Origin of the sequence: Mycobacterium sp. 1245805.9, assembly GCF_001672915.1 — a bacterium.
GTDB lineage: Bacteria > Actinomycetota > Actinomycetes > Mycobacteriales > Mycobacteriaceae > Mycobacterium.
The window spans coordinates 22,062-40,324 of the sequence record NZ_LZKR01000046.1 but is presented as its reverse complement, the minus strand read 5'-3'; the positions used below and the strand labels follow the sequence as shown (position 1 = coordinate 40,324).

Annotated in this window: 20 protein-coding genes; 12 read left to right on the top strand and 8 right to left on the bottom strand. The window is 70.5% G+C overall.

The window, feature by feature from the left end; all coding sequences use genetic code 11:
* Positions 1-78 precede the first annotated feature (78 nt).
* The 3 genes from A9X00_RS07500 to A9X00_RS07490 form a co-directional block, all read right to left on the bottom strand.
* The gene (locus tag A9X00_RS07500; RefSeq protein WP_067151266.1) at positions 79-438 is read right to left on the bottom strand and encodes a hypothetical protein; all 360 of its coding nucleotides are present in this window, start codon (positions 436-438) and stop codon (positions 79-81) included.
* A gap of 59 nt (positions 439-497) precedes the next feature.
* Positions 498-2,336, bottom strand: a complete 1,839-nt coding sequence (locus A9X00_RS07495) for a hypothetical protein (protein ID WP_067151263.1) — start codon at positions 2,334-2,336, stop codon at positions 498-500.
* 78 nt (positions 2,337-2,414) lie between these two features.
* Positions 2,415-2,606: a hypothetical protein gene (locus A9X00_RS07490; RefSeq protein WP_067151260.1), complete on the bottom strand. Its 192-nt coding sequence runs from the start codon at positions 2,604-2,606 to the stop codon at positions 2,415-2,417.
* 134 nt (positions 2,607-2,740) lie between these two features.
* On the opposite strand from A9X00_RS07490, the gene bioB reads away from it, so the two are divergent.
* Genes bioB through A9X00_RS07475 form a run of 3 tightly spaced genes read left to right on the top strand, consistent with a single transcriptional unit; the run spans position 2,741 to position 4,690 of the window.
* Positions 2,741-3,781 carry a biotin synthase BioB gene (bioB, locus tag A9X00_RS07485; protein WP_067151258.1) on the top strand — a complete coding sequence of 347 codons (1,041 nt, stop codon included), beginning with the start codon at positions 2,741-2,743 and terminating at the stop codon, positions 3,779-3,781.
* A 25-nt stretch (positions 3,782-3,806) separates the two neighbouring features.
* A complete protein-coding gene (locus tag A9X00_RS07480; RefSeq protein ID WP_066931726.1) occupies positions 3,807-4,034 on the top strand; it encodes a hypothetical protein in 228 nt (75 codons plus the stop codon).
* Positions 4,031-4,690 (top strand): DUF2567 domain-containing protein, encoded by a 660-nt coding sequence (locus tag A9X00_RS07475; protein WP_067151255.1) that lies wholly within the window; start codon positions 4,031-4,033, stop codon positions 4,688-4,690. Before A9X00_RS07480 ends, A9X00_RS07475 begins: the two co-directional genes overlap by 4 nt.
* 124 nt (positions 4,691-4,814) lie before the next feature.
* Here the strand turns inward: A9X00_RS07475 and A9X00_RS07470 are convergent, their stop codons facing one another.
* Both A9X00_RS07470 and A9X00_RS07465 read right to left on the bottom strand, forming a co-directional pair.
* Positions 4,815-6,155 carry a lipase family protein gene (locus A9X00_RS07470; protein ID WP_067151252.1) on the bottom strand — a complete coding sequence of 447 codons (1,341 nt, stop codon included), beginning with the start codon at positions 6,153-6,155 and terminating at the stop codon, positions 4,815-4,817.
* Positions 6,156-6,312: 157 nt separating this feature from the next.
* The gene (locus A9X00_RS07465; RefSeq protein ID WP_067151248.1) at positions 6,313-7,017 is read right to left on the bottom strand and encodes an NUDIX domain-containing protein; all 705 of its coding nucleotides are present in this window, start codon (positions 7,015-7,017) and stop codon (positions 6,313-6,315) included.
* Between the two features lie 65 nt (positions 7,018-7,082).
* On the opposite strand from A9X00_RS07465, the gene nadA reads away from it, so the two are divergent.
* The 3 genes from nadA to nadC are packed head-to-tail and all read left to right on the top strand — an operon-like array spanning position 7,083 to position 10,539.
* Entirely contained in the window at positions 7,083-8,114 is a 1,032-nt protein-coding gene (gene nadA, locus A9X00_RS07460; RefSeq protein WP_369830726.1) for a quinolinate synthase NadA, read from the top strand.
* A complete protein-coding gene (locus A9X00_RS07455) occupies positions 8,111-9,685 on the top strand; it encodes an L-aspartate oxidase (protein WP_067151242.1) in 1,575 nt (524 codons plus the stop codon). The genes nadA and A9X00_RS07455 overlap by 4 nt, the downstream gene beginning before the upstream one ends.
* Positions 9,686-9,687: 2 nt before the next feature.
* Positions 9,688-10,539 carry a carboxylating nicotinate-nucleotide diphosphorylase gene (nadC, locus tag A9X00_RS07450; RefSeq protein ID WP_197515091.1) on the top strand — a complete coding sequence of 284 codons (852 nt, stop codon included), beginning with the start codon at positions 9,688-9,690 and terminating at the stop codon, positions 10,537-10,539.
* A gap of 85 nt (positions 10,540-10,624) precedes the next feature.
* Here nadC and A9X00_RS07445 read toward each other — a convergent pair whose 3' ends face one another.
* On the bottom strand, positions 10,625-11,428 hold the full coding sequence (locus tag A9X00_RS07445) for a helix-turn-helix transcriptional regulator (RefSeq protein ID WP_067151284.1): 804 nt from the start codon (positions 11,426-11,428) through the stop codon (positions 10,625-10,627).
* Positions 11,429-11,519: 91 nt separating this feature from the next.
* Between A9X00_RS07445 and A9X00_RS07440 the strand changes: the two genes are divergently transcribed.
* The gene (locus A9X00_RS07440; RefSeq protein ID WP_067151236.1) at positions 11,520-11,933 is read left to right on the top strand and encodes an SRPBCC family protein; all 414 of its coding nucleotides are present in this window, start codon (positions 11,520-11,522) and stop codon (positions 11,931-11,933) included.
* Here the strand turns inward: A9X00_RS07440 and A9X00_RS07435 are convergent.
* Positions 11,919-12,485, bottom strand: coding sequence for a TetR/AcrR family transcriptional regulator (locus tag A9X00_RS07435; protein WP_067151234.1), 567 nt, complete (start codon positions 12,483-12,485; stop codon positions 11,919-11,921). The genes A9X00_RS07440 and A9X00_RS07435 overlap by 15 nt on opposite strands.
* 40 nt (positions 12,486-12,525) lie before the next feature.
* On the opposite strand from A9X00_RS07435, the gene A9X00_RS07430 reads away from it, so the two are divergent.
* Positions 12,526-13,554, top strand: a complete 1,029-nt coding sequence (locus A9X00_RS07430; RefSeq protein WP_067151231.1) for a zinc-binding dehydrogenase — start codon at positions 12,526-12,528, stop codon at positions 13,552-13,554.
* Positions 13,555-13,789: 235 nt separating this feature from the next.
* On the opposite strand, the gene A9X00_RS07425 is transcribed toward A9X00_RS07430, so the two are convergent.
* Positions 13,790-14,203, bottom strand: a complete 414-nt coding sequence (locus A9X00_RS07425; RefSeq protein ID WP_067151228.1) for a nitroreductase family deazaflavin-dependent oxidoreductase — start codon at positions 14,201-14,203, stop codon at positions 13,790-13,792.
* A 281-nt stretch (positions 14,204-14,484) separates the two neighbouring features.
* On the opposite strand from A9X00_RS07425, the gene A9X00_RS29660 reads away from it, so the two are divergent.
* The 4 genes from A9X00_RS29660 (at position 14,485) to hisB (ending at position 18,261) form a co-directional block, all read left to right on the top strand.
* Positions 14,485-15,081: a carboxymuconolactone decarboxylase family protein gene (locus A9X00_RS29660; protein WP_197515089.1), complete on the top strand. Its 597-nt coding sequence runs from the start codon at positions 14,485-14,487 to the stop codon at positions 15,079-15,081.
* A gap of 86 nt (positions 15,082-15,167) precedes the next feature.
* Positions 15,168-16,514: a histidinol dehydrogenase gene (gene hisD, locus A9X00_RS07415; RefSeq protein WP_067151226.1), complete on the top strand. Its 1,347-nt coding sequence runs from the start codon at positions 15,168-15,170 to the stop codon at positions 16,512-16,514.
* A complete protein-coding gene (locus A9X00_RS07410; RefSeq protein WP_067151223.1) occupies positions 16,511-17,647 on the top strand; it encodes a histidinol-phosphate transaminase in 1,137 nt (378 codons plus the stop codon). The genes hisD and A9X00_RS07410 overlap by 4 nt, the downstream gene beginning before the upstream one ends.
* Positions 17,644-18,261: an imidazoleglycerol-phosphate dehydratase HisB gene (gene hisB, locus A9X00_RS07405; protein ID WP_067151220.1), complete on the top strand. Its 618-nt coding sequence runs from the start codon at positions 17,644-17,646 to the stop codon at positions 18,259-18,261. The genes A9X00_RS07410 and hisB overlap by 4 nt, the downstream gene beginning before the upstream one ends.
* Positions 18,262-18,263 lie beyond the last annotated feature (2 nt).

Sequence of the window (18,263 nt, the reverse complement as noted above, 5' to 3'; positions counted from 1 at the left end):
TCGCGTACAGGTACGGCACCGGAAGGTCGCCCGACCCACCCAGACCGTGCGCGAGCACCGCCGTCGCGCCGGCGCCGCTCACGGCTGGACTTGGATCGTCGCGATCGTGCGGTCCAGGTGATGCAGCTCGACCTCCACGTTCCCAGGGACGTCGACACTGAACTGGAAGGTTTGCCCGGCGGCGGCCGCGACCGGGAACTTGTGGTCGGGCGTCGAGTGCACGTGCAACTCGTCGGGTGCGTCGCTGGTTACCCGCAGGGTGATCGGCTGGTGCACCTTGGCCTGCAGCGTGGCGTTGGTCGGGGTGACCTGGCCCTTGGCGATGATGACGTCGACGACCGGCGCCGCGGCGGGGGACTGGGGCTGGGAGCCGCAGGCGACCAGCCCGCACGTCAAAGCGGCCGCCCACGCTACCACGAGGGCGCTGCGAACCGTCATCACGCGACGCCGATGGTGGCGACCCGCCGCGCCCGGCCGCGCCACGCTTGCGATCGCCACTACGCAGCCCTGGGAGCCCCGGGCACGGGCTGCCTTTCCTCGACCGGCTCCGGCGCTTGCTGGGCGTTGTTCAGCCGGCCGGCGCCCCACGTCAGCGCGCTGATCACCATCAGGGTCAGGATCAGCACCACGATCCCGCCCGCGGTGAACAACCAGGCCGGCGCGCTCTGGTCGCGTTCGCGCTGCAGGATCGTGACCTCCAGCACGAACGGCCGCACGCTTTGCGCCAGCGCGGGAACCTCGGGTGCCGGAATGGCGTCGTCCGCCGGCTCCCAGATCGGCAAGGCCGTCATCGTGCGGCCATCCTGAACCCGCAGCAGCGTCTTCCACTCTCCCCACACGGGAACCGGCTGGGTCGACCGGTAGTGCCCCGGACCGACCTTCTCCAGTCGGTCGATCATCAGGCCGCGGTTGTTCTCCATGCGCCCCTGCCAGGACAGGATCGTCAGCCAGTCCGGATGGTCGCTGAGGAACGGCGGCGTGAGCTGCACGTCCGCCGACACCATCCGCCGCCCCGGCTGGCTGGGCTGGTCGGTCAGCGTGACCGTGGCGGTGTTCTGCGTCGGCACGTTGATGTGCAAACCGTTGGCCACCGCGACGCCGATCACCAGCACCGTCAACACCACCGCGGCGATGCCGACCCGGCGGCCCGGGAGCCGCTGCCCGGTGAGCACCATCCCGAACATCGCCCCGCACACCCCGGTCAGCACCGCCACGGGCACCGACATCGCCAGCGCCTCGCCCCACATCCTCATCGGCCAGGGGTAGTGGTACACCGCGCCGATCCACAGCGACTCCAGCCACAGCCCGACGGTCGCCACGCCGAGCCCGGAGACGGCGCCAAAAGCGATGGGACTCTTGAGGAGCGGGCTCAGCGCCACCAGCTCGACGACCAGCGCCGGACCCAGATACAGCGGGAACCAGTTGATCGGCGCGCCCAGGATGGGCCCAACCAGCAGCGCGACCAGGCCCCGCAGCCCGATGGCGAACAGGGCCCCGATCACCGCGCCGCCGCGCCCCATGGTCAGGCGGGCGGCCACCGCCGCCAGCGCGGATGCCGCGGCGATCAGCATCGGCTGGAACACCAGCCGGAATTGCGGGACGCCGAAGTCGAACTCGATCTGATAGACGGACAGGCCGATGAACAGACCGCCGAAGGACAGGTAGCGCAGGAACGTGATGAACGGGCCGTGGAAGACCTCCGCGCCCTCCTGGGCCTCCCCCTCCCGCTCCAGGATCAGCACCGAGAAAAGGGAAAAGCAGGCCCCGCCGATCATCATCAAATGCGTTGGGCCCCAGAGGGTTACGTCTTGTCCGAAGATGCGGTGCCAGATGTCGTCGAGCGGGAACCCGATCATCGCGTACAGCCCGCAGCCCGCCATCAGAATCCCGCCGACCGGCGCGTACCAGTTACGCGTGATGCGCACCGCCGCCGGGCCGGGCTTGTCGAACGGCAGCACGATCGACAACATGCCCGCTACGAAGATGCCGAACAGGCCGATGATGATGAAGTAGTGCGCGGGGTTCGCCAGGGGGCCGGGGTCGCGGCCGTTGCCGATGTGCCAGCTGACGTCCCAGATGAACCCGAACAGGGCGCAAATGATGAACGTGGTGAAGACCAGCACCGGCAGGGCGACCCAGTTGGGGCGGTGGAACTTTTCGCCCATCTTGTCGGCGATCCGGGTCAACCATTCGATGCGGTGGGTGCGGTGCGCATAACCGATCCACAGCATCGCCGCGCCGATCACCATGGCGGCGATCGACAACCCGATCACCTGGTTGAGGCCGGCGCCGAGCGCCGGCGCCTCGGCCACAAAAGTGAGTTCCGCCGATTTCATCGTCAAACCCTCCTGCACCCCGGCCTGGCGAGCTGTGATGCAGCTCGCAGGAACCGGAATGCCCCGATCGAGGGCCCGTCAATCACGCTTCTTGTCGGCGGCGTCGCTTTGCTGGTTCGCACCCGCCTCGCCGCCGTTGCGCCGGTCTCTCAGCGCGACGTACAGGATGACGCCGACCACCACGATCGCCGGCAGGAAGGCGGGGATCGCCAGCAGCAGCATGTGGTGGGCGAGGTACTCGACGTGCGGCTGGGCCTCCCAAACACTCATGGTGCAGACATACCCCGTCTGCCCCAATCTTCGGAGGCCGTTACCCTACTTTGAACACCGATTTGTTCAGGCTGCCATGACGACGTGGCAGGTGCGGGTGCGCGCGCACGCAAAAAGATGCAGGGGAGTACCTGGTGACTCAAGCGGCAACTCGGCCGACGACCGACGCCGACGACTCGAACAACGACATCCTCGCGGTGGCCCGCCGCCAGGTGCGCGACGGCGGCGAGGGCCTGACCCGCGACCAGGTGCTGCAGGTGCTGCAGCTGCCCGACGACCGGCTCGAGGAGCTACTCGCGCTGGCCCACGAGGTGCGGATGCGCTGGTGCGGCCCCGAGGTCGAGGTCGAGGGCATCATCAGCCTCAAGACCGGCGGGTGCCCGGAGGATTGCCACTTCTGCTCCCAGTCGGGGCTGTTCTCCTCCCCGGTGCGCAGCGCGCGGCTGGACATCCCCAGCCTGGTCGAAGCGGCCAAGCAGACGGCCAAATCGGGCGCCACCGAGTTCTGCATCGTGGCCGCGGTGCGCGGCCCCGACGAGCGGTTGATGGCGCAGGTCGCGGCCGGCATCGAGGCGATCCGTGACGAGGTGGAGATCAACATCGCCTGCTCGCTGGGGATGCTGAGCGCCGAGCAGGTCGAGCAGCTCTCGGCGATGGGCGTGCACCGCTACAACCACAACCTGGAGACCGCCCGCTCGTTCTTCCCCAACGTCGTGACGACCCACACCTGGGAAGAGCGCTGGGAGACGCTGTCGATGGTGCGCGACGCCGGCATGGAGGTGTGCTGCGGCGGCATCCTCGGCATGGGCGAAACCCTGGAGCAGCGCGCGGAGTTCGCCGCCGACCTGGCCGAGCTCGGGCCCGACGAGGTGCCGCTGAACTTCCTCAACCCGCGGCCGGGCACCCCGTTCGGCGACCTGGAGGTGCTGCCCGTCAGCGAGGCGCTGAAGTCGGTGGCCGCCTTCCGGCTGGCGTTGCCCCGAACGATGCTGCGCTTTGCCGGCGGCCGCGAGATCACGCTGGGTGACCTCGGCGCCAAGCAGGGCATCCTGGGCGGCATCAACGCGGTGATCGTCGGGAACTACCTGACCACGCTTGGCCGGCCCGCCGAGGCGGACCTGGAACTGCTCGAGGATCTGCAGATGCCGATCAAGGCGCTCAATGCCAGTTTGTAAGCCAGCCTGTTAGAGACTTAAGACCGTGGTTCGGGAACTGGGCGCCCCGGTCAGCGCCGGCGTGTACAACGTTTACACCGGTGAACCGGCGGGCACGGCCGTGCCGACGGCCGCCCAGCTGGGTCTCGAGCCACCGCGGTTCTGCGCGCAGTGCGGACGACGGATGGTGGTCCAGGTTCGGCCCGACGGCTGGCGGGCGCAGTGCTCGCGGCACGGAGAGGTGGACTCGGCGGACATGGAGGCGCAGCGGTGACCGAGCACGCCGGACCGGAGCCGTTCGAGCCTGCCGGCGTGCCGCGCAAGGCGCGGGCGCGCGCGGTCCTCGTTGCGGCGCTGGGGGTGGCCGCGGCCGGCGTCGCGATCGGGGGCCTGTGGGCCTGGATCGCGCCGCCGATCCGCGCGGTGGTGGCGATCACCCGGGCCGGCGAGCGGGTCCACGACTACCTGGGCACCGAATCCGGGCACTTCTTCATCGCGCCGGCCATGCTGCTGGGCCTGCTGACGGCGCTGGCGGTGGTGGGCGCGGTGCTGGTGTGGCAGCGGCGCGAGCACCGCGGGCCCGCGATGGTCCTCGGGCTGTCGCTCGGCATGGTGGTCGCCGCCGCGGTGGCCGCGGGGACGGGCGCGCTGCTGGTTCGGCTGCGCTACGGCGCGCTGCAGTTCGACGCGGTCGCGGTGTCGGGCACTCCGCCGGTCGCCTACGTCACCCAGGCGCCGCCGGTGTTCTTCGCCCTCCACCTGCCGCAGGTGCTGGTGACGCTGGCGTGGCCCGCCGGGATCGCGGCGCTGGTGTACGCCCTGATGGCGGCGGCCGACGCCCGCGACGACCTGGGCGGTCTCCCGGTGGCCGAGCGGCCTTCCGGCGCGTTGCCGATGGAGCCCGAGGCCCCGGAGGCCGCAGTCTCGTAGAGCCGCCGCGTCGAGTGTGAGCCCCCGGCTTTCGGTGTGAGGCCACGGCGAGATCCGGGCGATTTTTCCGCCGTGGATGCACGCGGAAAGCCCAGGATGCACAAACGCGCGGGGGCCTGGCCCCTTACAAGGGGCGGTGTGGGACCTTGCGGCCGGTGATGACCTTGGCCGCGATCTTGGCCAGCCGCGCCATGCCGACGTAGGTCATCGGGTTGAACATCGTCGGCCACGTCGTCCGGATCAGGTGCTCGGTCAGCGGCCGGCCGGCGAACCGGTCGGTGAGCCAGCGCAGCGTCATCGGCGCGGACAGCGGGTGCAGGCAGATGTGCTCGTTGAACGCGTCGCGGTGGTAGGTGACCCGGGCGCCGCCGGCCGAATAGGCGTCGGCGAGCGCGTCGATGTCGTGCACGTCGATCAGGTAGTCGTGCACCGCCTGCACGATCAGCACCGGCGGCGTCGGCACCGCGGCGCCCAGCCTGATGCTGTCGAAGACGTAGCTGACCTCGGGGGTGGACAGGATGTCCTCGAGCGGCTCGTCGAGGTAGTCGCCCATGTTCTTGCCGGCCATCCGCAGGACGGCTTCCACGGTCGTCATGTCCTGCAGCGAGTCGAGCAGGGCGCGGCCCTCCTCGTTGGTGTGCTCCTTGATCACCCGGTCCAGGTCGGGGTAGATCTTGGCCAGCGCGGCCACCACCAACGCGGGCAGTCCGGCGAGGAAGCTTCCGTTGAGCCGGCGGAACGTGTGCCCCAGGTCGCCGACGGGCGAGCCCAGCACCGCGCCGACGATGTCCAGTTCCGGTGCGTAGTCGCCGCACATCTCCGCGGCCCACGCGCTGGCCAGGCCACCGCCGGAGTAGCCCCACAGGCCGATCGGCGCCGATGCCGACAGCCCGAGCTGTTCCGAGTTCAGCGCGGCGCGAATGCCGTCCAGCACGCGGTAACCGGGTTCGTACGGCGCGCCCCACGAACCGTGGATGCCCTCGTGGTCGGGCACCGACACGGCCCAGCCCTCGGCGACGGCGGCATTGATCAGCACGAACTCGAATTGGCTGAGCGAGCCGAGGGCCTTCGCCCGGCGCCGCAGCGCGTAGGACGGAAAGCAGCGGGACGTCATCGCGTCGATCGCGCACTGGTACGACAACACCGGGCAGGTCTGCCCCGGAGCCAGCTGGGCCGGGACGATCACGGTGGTCGCGGTCGCCTCGGGGTCGCCGTTCATGTTCATCGTGCGGTAGAGCAGCTGGATGGCCTTGACGGGCTGGGGGATCAGCCCCAGGAACGCCAGCTCGACGTCGCGCGAGCGCAGCACCGTGCCGGGCTCGGCGTGCTGGTAGCCGGGCGGCGGCTGGTAGAACGGGTCGTCGGAGGGCAGCAGCGGACGGACCTTGCGCTGCAGTTCCTCGTGGTGCGGCCGTCCGATCCACTGGGCGTCACGCGTCCCCGCGAGATTGCCGAGCTCAACCATTCGCAGATCCCTCCTTGGCCATCCGGCATTCTCGCGCATGAACGGACGGTGGCCAAAACGTAATCGCCGCGTTGTGAGCCAGTTCTCGTGGTCCCCCCAGCTCACGGGCGAAAGGTGTTCTGCCCAATGTACCGGCGTGTCGCGGCCGGCGGTGGCGTTAAACGCCAGGCGGCCGGAACGCGGCGAATTCGTCGGTGACCCGCAGCTGGGAGTCGGTGAAGTGATACAGCGCCGCGGGCCGTCCGCCGCTGCGGCCGGACTGCGCGATGGTGCCGGTCTGGCTGATCACCCCGCGCCGCACCAGCACGCGCTGCAGGTTTGTCGCGTCGACCTGATAGCCCAGCGCGGCGCCGTAGATGTCGCGCAGCGTGGAAAGCGCGAATTCCCTTGGGGCGAGGGCGAATCCGATGTTCGTGTAGGACATCTTGGCGGCCAGCCTGGTCTGGGCGTGGGCGACCATCGGGCCGTGGTCGAACGCCATAGGCGGCAGAGAATTCACCGGATGCCAGCGGGTGTCCGGGGGCAGTTCCGGGGTGGCGGGGGAGGGCACCAGGCCCAGGAACGTCGACGCGATCACCCGAGCGCCGGGCACCCGCTGTGGGTCGGAAAACACAGCCAGCTGCTCCAAGTGAGCCAGCTCTCTCAAGTCGACCTTTTCGGCCAGCTGGCGGCGAACGGAGGTGGTCAGGTCCTCGTCGGCGCGCAGCCGTCCGCCCGGCAGCGACCAGGCGTCCTTCTGCGGATCCTTCGCGCGCTGCCATAGCAGGACGTTCAGCTGTGGTTTTTCCTTGCGGGGGGACGGCGCCTGACGAACCTGGAATACGACGGCCAGCACCTCGTGTTCAGTGCTAGTATGGCCCATGTTTTCGATTCTAAGTCGAAAACCCCCCGGCGCGAAAGGAGCCGCCAGTGACGGTCTCGGCTCGGATGGACACCCTCGCGGACGACCTGAGTGCCCGCATCACCGACACCCCCGCCGGCTACGCCGGCCTGGACGGTGACGAGCGGTGGGCCGCCGAGGTTCGCCGGCTGGCCACGCTGCGCGGCGCCACGCTACTCGCGCACAACTACCAGCTGCCGGCCATCCAGGACGTCGCCGACCACGTGGGCGATTCGCTGGCGCTCTCGCGGATCGCCGCCGACGCGCCCGAGGACACCATCGTGTTCTGCGGTGTGCACTTCATGGCCGAGACCGCCAAGATCCTCAGCCCGGACAAGACCGTGCTCATTCCGGACCAGCGGGCCGGCTGCTCGCTGGCCGATTCCATCACCCCCGACGAACTGCGCGCCTGGAAGGACGAGCACCCCGGCGCCGTCGTCGTCTCCTACGTCAACACCACCGCCGCGGTGAAGGCGCTCACCGACATCTGCTGCACGTCGTCCAACGCGGTCGATGTCGTCGCGTCCATCGACCCCGACCGCGAGGTGCTGTTCTGCCCGGACCAATTCCTCGGCGCCCATGTGCGCCGGGTCACGGGGCGTAAGAACCTGCACGTGTGGGCCGGGGAATGCCACGTGCACGCGGGCATCAACGGCGACGAACTCTCCGAGCAGGCGCGGGCCAACCCTGACGCCGAACTGTACGTGCACCCCGAATGCGGTTGCGCCACTTCGGCTTTGTACCTCGCCGGCGAGGGCGCCTTCCCGGCTGAGCGGGTGAAGATCCTGTCCACCGGCGGCATGCTCGACGCCGCCCACGAGACCAACGCCCGCAAGGTCCTGGTCGCCACCGAGGTCGGCATGTTGCACCAATTGCGCCGCGCCGCACCGCAAGTCGACTTCCGCGCGGTGAACGACCGGGCCTCCTGCAAGTACATGAAGATGATCACCCCGGCCGCGCTGCTGCGCTGCCTGATCGAGGGGGCCGACGAAGTCCACGTCGACCCCGAGATCGACGCGGCGGGCCGGCGCAGCGTGCAGCGAATGATCCAGATAGGTCAGCCGGGCGGCGGCGAATGATCGCCCGTCCGGATTGGACCCACACCGCCGACGTCGTCGTAATCGGCACCGGCGTCGCGGGTTTGGCCGCGGCGCTGGCCGCCCATCGCGCCGGCCGCAGCGTCGTGGTGCTGAGCAAGGCCGACCAGGCGAAGGGGGGGACCGCGACGCATTACGCGCAGGGCGGCATCGCGGTGGTCCTGCCCGGCAACGACGACTCCGTGGAGGCCCACGTCACCGACACTCTGGCGGCCGGTGCGGGCCTGTGTGACCCCGACGCGGTGTACTCCATCGTCGCCGACGGCCACCGCGCCGTGTCCGAATTGGTCGGCGACGGAGCGCGATTCGACGAGGCCGTGCCCGGCCGCTGGGACGTGACGCGCGAGGGCGGCCACTCTAGGCGGCGCATCGTGCACGCCGGCGGCGACGCGACCGGAGCCGAGGTGCAGCGGGCGCTCGACCACGCCGCGGCCCGGCTGGACATCCGCGCCGGCCATGTGGCCCTGCGGGTACTGCACAACGATGCCGCTGTCACAGGGGTCCTGCTTGGCGGCGTGGACGGCTACGGGATCATCAGCGCGCCCTCGGTGATCCTGGCCTCCGGCGGGCTCGGCCACCTCTACGCCGCGACCACCAATCCCCATGGCTCCACCGGCGACGGCATCGCGCTGGCGCTGTGGGCCGGCGTGCCGGTCAGCGACCTCGAGTTCATCCAGTTCCACCCGACGATGCTTTTCGGTGGTGGGGGCGGGCGCCGCCCGCTGGTCACCGAGGCGATTCGCGGCGAGGGCGCGATACTGATTGATTCCCAAGGCAATTCGGTCACCGCCGGCGTACACCCGATGGGTGACCTGGCGCCGCGCGACGTCGTCGCGGCGGCCATCGACGCACGCCTGCGGGAGACCGGCGACCCGTGCGTCTTCCTCGACGCGCGCGGCATCGCGGGCTTCGAGGCACGGTTCCCGACCGTCACCGCCGCGTGCCGGGACGCCGGGATCGACCCCGTCCGCCAACCCATCCCCGTCGTCCCAGGCGCGCACTACAGCTGCGGCGGCGTCGTCACCGATGTGCACGGGCAGACCGAGTTGCCCGGGCTGTTCGCCGCGGGCGAGGTGGCCCGCACCGGGATGCACGGCGCCAACCGGTTGGCGTCCAACAGCCTGCTCGAGGGGCTGGTGGTGGGCGGTCGCGCCGGCAAGGCCGCGGCCGCGCACGCTTCGGCGGCCGGGCGGACCCGCGCGCTCCCGCCCGAACCCGTCGCCCACACCGCCGCGCCGCGCGGCGACCTGCACCGGGCCATGAGCCGCGACGCCTCGGTGGTGCGCAACGCCGCCGGGCTGAACCGGTTGTCCCACAAGCTATCCGGGGCGCCGATCCGTACGGTGGCCGGGCGCCGCGATTTCGAGGACGTCGCGTTGACGCTGACCGCCCGGGCGGTGGTCGCCGCGGCGTTGGCGCGCAACGAAAGCCGCGGCTGCCACCACCGCGCGGAGTACCCGGACGCGGCACCCGAACAAGCCCGCAGCAGCGTGCTCCGACTGGCCGACGACCACAACGCGGTGCTGGTGGAGGCGCTGGCGGCGGTGGGGTGACGATGCTGTCCGACAGCGAACTCGACACCGCCCGCGACCTGATCCGGCGCGCCCTGCAGGAGGATCTGCGTTACGGGCCCGACGTCACCACCCAGGCCACGGTCCCGGCCGGCGCGGTGGTCACCGCGTCGATGGTGCCCCGCGAGCCGGGCGTGATCGCCGGGGTGGACGTCGCGTTGCTGGTGCTCGACGAGGTGCTCGGCGGCGGCTATCAGGTAATCGGTCGCGCCGACGACGGCGCCCGGCTGCGGCCGGGCGAGCCGCTGCTGACGGTCCAGGCGCAGACCCGCGGCCTGTTGACCGCGGAGCGGACCGCGCTGAACCTGATCTGCCACCTGTCCGGGATCGCCACCGCGACCGCGGCCTGGGTCGACGCGGTGCACGGCACCAAGGCCAAGGTCCGCGACACCCGAAAGACGTTGCCCGGCCTGCGGGCACTGCAGAAGTACGCGGTCCGCGTCGGCGGCGGCGTCAACCACCGCCTGGGGCTGGGCGACGCGGCGCTGATCAAGGACAACCACGTGGCCGCCGCCGGCTCCGTGGTCGAGGCGCTGCGCGCGGTGCGCGAGGCGGCCCCCGACCTGCCCTGCGAGGTCGAGGTGGATTCGCTGGAGCAGCTCGACGAGGTGCTGCCCGAAAAGCCCGAGCTGATCCTGCTGGACAACTTCCCGGTGTGGCAGACGCAGACCGCCGTGCAGCGCCGCGACGCCCGCGCGCCCGCCGTGCTGCTCGAATCGTCCGGGGGACTCAGCCTGGAGAACGCGGCGACCTACGCCGCGACCGGCGTGGACTACCTGGCCGTCGGCGCGCTGACCCACTCGGTGCGCGTGCTCGACATCGGCCTGGACATGTAAGGCCTGTGCGCCTTCCGCCCGAGTGTGAATCGTGCGCGTTCAGTGTGTTTCCTGGGCGGAAAAATCACCGCAATCCCGCCCCACTTCACACCGAAAGCGGTGAGCGCACATCGCGGCGCAGCGCCGCCGGGGTCTGACCCACATGTTGGCGAACAACGCGGGTGAAGTGCGCCTGGTCGGCGAATCCGAGTTCTGCGGCGACGGTGGCCAGCGTCGACTCGTCGCGCTCGAGCCGGTCGAGCGCCCGGCTCACCCGGACGCGGTTGCGATAGCGGGTGAGCGATACGCCCAGCTCGCGCGGGAACGCCCTACTCAACCGGTATGGCGACGTGCCCAGCAGCTCCGCCAGTGGAAACAGACCGCGCGCCGCCGGGTCGTCGTCGTGAATGGCGGCGCGCGCTTGCCGCACAAGAAGTGCGTCGGCGGGACCCGGCCGATCCGCCAGCGGCGTGCGTCGGTCGGTCACCGATCGCACCGCCCTAGCGGTGAGCGCCACGACGTCCTCGGCGAGTTGGTAGTCGATATCGGCGGCGGCCAACAGCCGCCGGTGCGCGAGTTCCAGCCGAGCGTCGACGTAGAAGGTCGAGTGTCGCAGCCGACCGGGATCGCCGACGAGCCGCCGCCACGACGCCGCGCTCAGCCGCACCGAGGTGCACGCGTCACCGCCGTGGGGATGGGCGAATTGGTCCTCCTCGCCGGGCCCGCCGACGTAGCCGACCGTCGGATCGAGATTGACCGGCCCGTCTGAGCCTCGCCGCTGAAACCGGCCGGACCTGATCAAAACCAGCCGTCCGTCGGTCGGGCGCTCCATCGCCGACCAGCTCGAGCCGTCGGGACGGCACGTCCAGGCCTGCAGGCTGAAGTGGGGCCGGGCGGCGAGGGTGACCATCGACAGCACGGCGCCAGGCTAGCGCCGCGGGGCGACAGCCGGCCGCAAGGATGTTCAAGACCGTGCGGCATCCGGACGCGAAGCTGGCTTCATGGCATCAATACGCACCGAGTTCCAAATCGACGTCGACGCCGACCGCGTTTGGCAAGTGGTCGGGGACTGGGCCGACGGCCCGGTCGGCATGGCCCGCGGTTACGTGGCGTCGGCGCAGGCCGACGGCGACGTTCGCGTGGTGACGTTCGCGAACGGCAATGTCGCCCGGGAACGGCTCGTCGCGCGAGACGATTCCGCGCGCCGCATCGTCTACTCCCTGATCGGCGATACAGCGCGTCCCGAACACGACAACACCGCGATGCAGATCGTGCCCGACGGCGCGCGACGGTGCCGCTTCATCTGGACCAGGGATGTGCTGCCGGACGAGTTGGCGGTTCGGCTGCACGCCGCGATGGAGCAGGCCGCCCAGGCGATCAAGGCCTGTCTCGAAGGCGAGCTAGCCGCGCAGTAGCGTGCGCGCGGCGGGCTTGGCGGCGTCGAGCGCGCCCGCGTCGCCGAATGTCCGGGACAGGATCAGCGCCCCCTCGATCAGCGAAATGACCGCGAGCCCAACCTGTTTCGCGTCCGCCGCGGCCCACCCGTCGCTGCGCAGCCGCTCCTCGATCGCCGCGCTCCATCCCCCGAAGGCGCGCGCCGACGCCTCGCGCACCAGCGGGCTGGCGTGCACCGACTCGGTCGCGATCGGCTCGATGGGGCAGCCGTCGCGCCGGTCGCTCGCCAATCCCGCGGCCAGCACGTCGATCCACCGATCGACGATGTCGGCCACCGGTCGGCCCGTCGCCAGGAACCGGCGCAGCAGTTGCTCGATGCCGGTGCCCTGCGCCTCGACCACCGCCGCGGCCAGCTGTTGCTTGCCCTGCGGGAAGTGGTGATACAGCGAACCGGGCTTGACGCCGGCCTCCTCGAGGATCTGGTTGAGGCCGGTCGCCGCGTAGCCCTGGCGGCGAAACAGCGTGGCGGCTTGGTCGATCAAAGCGGTGCGGCTGCGATCGGGTCTCGGCATGCTATTGACTTTACTTGAGTGATCGCTCAAGAATGCTGAGATGAGGCAGCTGACCTACGAGGAGACCGGGCGATACGCGTGGCGCGACGTGCCCGAACCGCGGCTCACCGCGCCCGGGCAGGCGCTGGTCCGGCCGTTGGCGGTGGCGTGTTGCGACCTCGACGTCGCGGTATGCCAGGGGCGCGTGCCGTTGCCGCCGGGCTACGCGGTGGGCCACGAGGGATTGGCCGAGGTCGTGGCGGTGGGCGACGACGTCAAAGGTGCCCGGGTCGGCGACCGCGTCGTGGTGCCGTTTCAGATCAGCTGCGGCGTCTGCCGCGAATGCCGCCGCGGCGTGACCGGTTCGTGCAGCGCGGTGCCGTTCATGGCGGCCTACGGGATGGCACCGATCGCCGGCCTGGACGGCGGCGGCTTCATGTCGGATCTGGTGCTGGTGCCGTACGCCGACGCGATGCTCATCCCGTTTCCCCAGGCCGTCGACCCCATCTCCATCGCGTCCCTGTCCGACAACATTCCCGACGGCTGGCGCACCGTCGGGCCGTTCGGTGCGGAGCTGGGCGCGCTCGATCCGGTCGACCGTCGCGTCCTGGTGCTGGGACGGCTATCGATCGGCTTGTATTCGGCCGCGATCGCCGTGGCGCTGGGCGCCCACGTCGACTACGTCGACACCGACCCGCAGCGGCTGGCCGCCGCCGAGAAGCTCGGCGCGGCGGTCCACGACGTCGCCAAACCCGACAAGTCGTGGGGCGCTTACCCGGTGACCGTGCACACGACGGCCGACCCGGCGCTGCTAGCGGCGACACTGCGCGCGACCTGGCCGGACGGCGTGTGCACCGACACCGGGATCTACCCCGAATACAAGGTCGAGATGCCGTTGCTGCCGATGTACTCGCGAGGCGTGCGCTTCATCACCGGCCGCGTCAGCGCCCGCACGGTCATCCCGCGGGTGCTGGAACTGCTGGCCGGCGGCCTGGACCTGTCGCCGGCCGTCGACCGCGTCGTCGCCTGGGAAGACGCCCCGTCGGCCTGGCCGACGATGACAGGCAAGACAGTCTTCACCCGGGCCTAGGGCGTTGAGTGCGAAGCTGGGGCGTTGCGTGTGAGTGTGGGGCGGGAAAATCGACGAAATGCCGCCGCTGGTACACACGGAAAGCCGTCAGCTCACACGCAATCGCGATCGCGGGGGATTCGGCCTTGAGTGTGAACCTGGGGCGTTGCGTGTGAGTGTGGGGCGGGAAAAACGACGAAATCCCGCCGCTGGTACACACAGAAAGCCGTCAGCTCACACGCAAAGGCGCGAAAAGTCAGGCGATGTCGCCGACCAACACCCCGACCCGGCCCAGCTGCGCGCGGATCATCCGCGGCAGGCCTTCGCCGTCGGACCCGGCGGGCAGGATCCGCGGGTTGGTGATGTGCACCACGCGGTTGCGGCTGTACTCCACATCCGCCTCGCCGGCGGCCAGCACGTTCTTGACCCAGTTCGTCTTGCCGTGGGCCAGCGCGATCGCCAGCACGTTGCCCTTGCGGTAGGGCGTAATGATGGTCTCGTACTGCTTGCCCGACGTCCGACCGCGGTGCTTGATGGTCGCGGTCCCGGGCAGAAAGCGCGCGATCGGCTTGACCGCGCGGTTGAGGTACTTGATCTGAAAGCGCTCGAACCAGACCGGGAACAGCATCGGGACGCCGGGGGCGTTGTTCGGGTGATTCTTTGTCGACATAACGGCTCCTTGAGCAACTCTGCGGGCCCTAATCGGTCCTACCCGGCCTTTCACCGGCACTGTACCGGTCCGGTATCGACCTGAACTGATCTGCCGGAATGGGCGGCACGCGAATGCCGGTTGCGCCAGACGGTTCGTCGTTGCCACGTCGCAATAAGCCAAGCCGCACAAGGGATTTCGTTTTGCGGTCGGTGATGATGTGGGCGTACGGTTTGCCCATGACCAACGCGTGCGAGTCCATGCCGAAAGTAGGCGCTATCCCGGCAAAGTACAGATTTCTGATGGCCATGGCCGCCGCGCGTCCCCACGATGTCTGGGCGTTCGCCGCCGACGCTCGCGCGGCCGGCGCCTCGGAAGCGGAGATCGCCGAGGCGGTCGAGATCCGACGATCCGTTGGCGCTGACGCCCCGCGGGCGCGGACACTGCGGAGTTACCTGGTCCGGTGGGCGGCGGCCATGGTGATCGGCGCGGCCTTGCTGATGCAGACCGCCACACCGGTCCGGGCCGACGTGTGCGGCGACGCCGGCGGTGCCCAGGCGGGTGGCTGCATCCAGCCCGGCGCGCCCGCCGGGGACACCCCACCGCCCCAGCCGCCGTGGCTGTCGGTGATCGAACATCGCGATCCCCAGTTCGCCGACTCCTACCTGGCGATGCGTGAGCGCATCCTGAAGGACGGCGCGATCCCCGCCAAGTACAAGCTGCTCATCGGCATGGTCACCGATGCCATCGCTGCGCACCCGGATGGTGTCCGGACGCTGGCGGACAACGCCCGGGCCGCGGGCGCGACCGAACCCGAGGTCACCGAAGCGGTCGAGGTGGGATATCTGTACGGCGGGACCGCGGCACTGGTCATGGGCGCCAACGCGTTCGGCGGCTAGATCTCACGTGAACGGGCGCCGTTGCGGTCGGCGGTCCGGGGCTCCGGAACCCCCGAGAGCTAATGCGGTTGCTTCCATCGGGGACAATGGAGAACGTGACCCCCACCCCGCCGTCGCCGATCGCCCGCATTGACCTGCGCGGCGCGGAGCTGACGGCCGCCCGGCTGCGGGCCGCGCTGCCGCGCGGCGGCGCCGACGTGGACAGCGTGCTGCCCACGGTGCGGCCGATCGTGGAGGCCGTCGCCGACCGGGGCGCCGAGGCGGCGCTGGACTACGGCGAGTCCTTCGACGGGGTGCGGCCGCCCGCCGTCCGGGTGCCCGGCGCGGCGCTCGACAAGGCGCTGGCGGACCTGGACCGGGCGGTAGCCGAGGCGCTTCGGGTGATGATCGAACGCACCCGCGCCGTGCACGCCGACCAGCGCCGCGCCGACGTCACCACCACGCTCGGCCCCGGCGCGACGGTCACCGAGCGCTGGGTTCCCGTCGAGCGGGTCGGCCTGTATGTGCCCGGCGGCAACGCCGTGTACCCGTCCAGCGTGGTGATGAACGTGGTCCCGGCGCAGGCCGCCGGTGTCGGCTCGCTGGTGGTGGCCAGCCCACCGCAGGCCGAGTTCGACGGCCTGCCGCACCCGACGATCCTGGCCGCCGCCCGGCTGCTCGGCGTCGACGAGGTGTGGGCCGTGGGCGGCGCGCAGGCGGTCGCGCTGCTGGCCTACGGCGGCACCGACACCGACGGCTCCGAGCTCGCACCGGTCGACATGATCACGGGCCCCGGCAACATCTACGTCACCGCCGCCAAGCGGCTGTGCCGCTCCCGGGTGGGCATCGACGCCGAGGCGGGGCCGACGGAGATCGCGATCCTCGCCGACCACACCGCCGACCCCGCGCACGTGGCCGCCGACTTGATCAGCCAGGCCGAGCACGACGAGATGGCGGGCAGCGTGCTGGTGACGCCCAGCGAAAACCTCGCCGCCGCAACCGAAACGGAGCTGACCGCCCAGCTGCAGACCACGGTGCACCGCGAACGGGTGACGGCCGCGCTCGGCGGGCCCCAGTCCGCGATCATCCTCGTCGACGACCTCGACGCCGGCGTCGCGGTGGTCAACGCCTACGCCGCCGAACACCTGGAGATCCAGACGGCCGACGCCGCTGCGGTCGCGGGCCGGATCCGTTCGGCCGGAGCCATTTTCGTCGGGCCGTACGCGCCGGTGAGCCTCGGCGACTACTGCGCCGGGTCTAACCACGTGCTGCCGACCGGCGGCAGCGCCCGCCACTCCAGCGGCCTGTCGGTGCAGACGTTCCTGCGCGGCATCCACGTCGTCGACTACACCGAGGCGGCGCTCAAAGACGTGTCCGGACACGTGGTCGCGCTGGCCGAGGCCGAGGACCTGCCCTCGCACGGCGAGGCGGTCCGGCGGAGGTTCGAGCGATGACCGACCGCGCCAAGCCCACTCTGGACGACCTGCCGCTGCGCGACGACCTGCGCGGCAAATCGCCGTACGGGGCACCGCAATTGGCGGTTCCCGTGCGCCTGAACACCAACGAGAACCCGCACCCGCCCACCAAGGCCCTGGTCGACGACGTGGCGCGGTCGGTGCGCGAGGCCGCGGTCGACCTGCACCGCTACCCCGACCGCGACGCGGTGGCCCTGCGCCGCGACCTCGCCGCCTACCTCACCGCCCAGACCGGAACCCCGATCGACGTCGAAAACCTTTGGGCCGCCAACGGTTCCAACGAAATCCTGCAGCAGCTGCTGCAGGCGTTCGGCGGGCCGGGCCGCACCGCGATCGGGTTCGTCCCTTCCTACTCGATGCACCCGATCATCGCCGACGGCACCCGCACCGAGTGGCTCGAGGCGGCGCGCGCCGACGACTTCAGCCTCGACGTGGACACCGCGGTTGCCGCCGTCGCCGAACGCCAACCCGACGTCGTCTTCATCGCAAGCCCCAATAACCCGTCCGGGCAAAGCGTTTCGCTGAACGACCTGCGGCGGCTGCTAGACGTGGTGCCGGGCATCCTGATCGTCGACGAGGCCTACGGCGAGTTCTCCTCGCAGCCCAGCGCGGTGTCGTTGGTCAAGGAGTATCCGACCAAGCTCGTCGTCACCCGCACGATGAGCAAGGCGTTCGCGTTCGCCGGCGGCCGGCTCGGCTACCTGATCGCCACGCCGGCGATGATCGACGCCATGCTGCTGGTGCGGCTGCCGTATCACTTGTCGTCGATCACCCAGGCCGCGGCCCGCGCCGCGCTGCGGCACGCCGACGACACGCTGGGCAGCGTCGCCACTTTGATCGCCGAACGGGAACGCGTGACGACGGCGTTGAGCGGCATGGGTTTTCGGGTGGTTCCGAGCGACGCGAACTTCGTGCTGTTCGGGGAATTCGCCGACGCGCCGGCCACCTGGCAGCGCTACCTGGATGCCGGCGTCCTGATCCGCGACGTCGGGATCCCCGGCTACCTGCGCGCGACGACGGGCCTGGCCGAGGAGAACGACGCCTTCCTGCGCGCGAGCGCCCAGATCGCGGCCACCGAACTGGCCCCAGCCACCTCAGTAGGAGCCCCGTGACCACCGAAGCACGCCGCGCGCGAATCGAACGGCGCACCAAGGAATCCGACATCGTCGTCGAGCTCGACCTCGACGGCACCGGGCAGGTCGATGTCGACACCGGGGTGCCGTTCTACGACCACATGCTGACGGCGCTGGGCAGCCACGCCAGCTTCGACCTGACCGTGCGCACCAAGGGCGACACCGAGATCGAGGGCCACCACACCATCGAGGACACCGCCATCGCGCTGGGCCAGGCGCTCGGGCAGGCGCTGGGCGACAAGAAGGGCATCCGTCGCTTCGGGGACGCCTTCATCCCGATGGACGAGGCGCTGGCCCACGCCGCGGTCGACGTGTCGGGGCGGCCCTACTGCGTGCACACCGGCGAGCCGGATCACCTGCAGCACACCACGATCACCGGCAGCTCGGTGCCGTACCACACGGTCGTCAACCGGCACGTGTTCGAAACGCTGGCCTCCAACGCCCGCATCGCGCTGCACGTGCGCGTCCTGCACGGCCGCGACCCGCACCACATCACCGAGGCCGAATACAAGGCGGTGGCCCGCGCGCTGCGTCAGGCGGTCGAGCTCGATCCACGGGTGTCGGGCGTGCCGTCCACCAAAGGTGTTCTGTGACA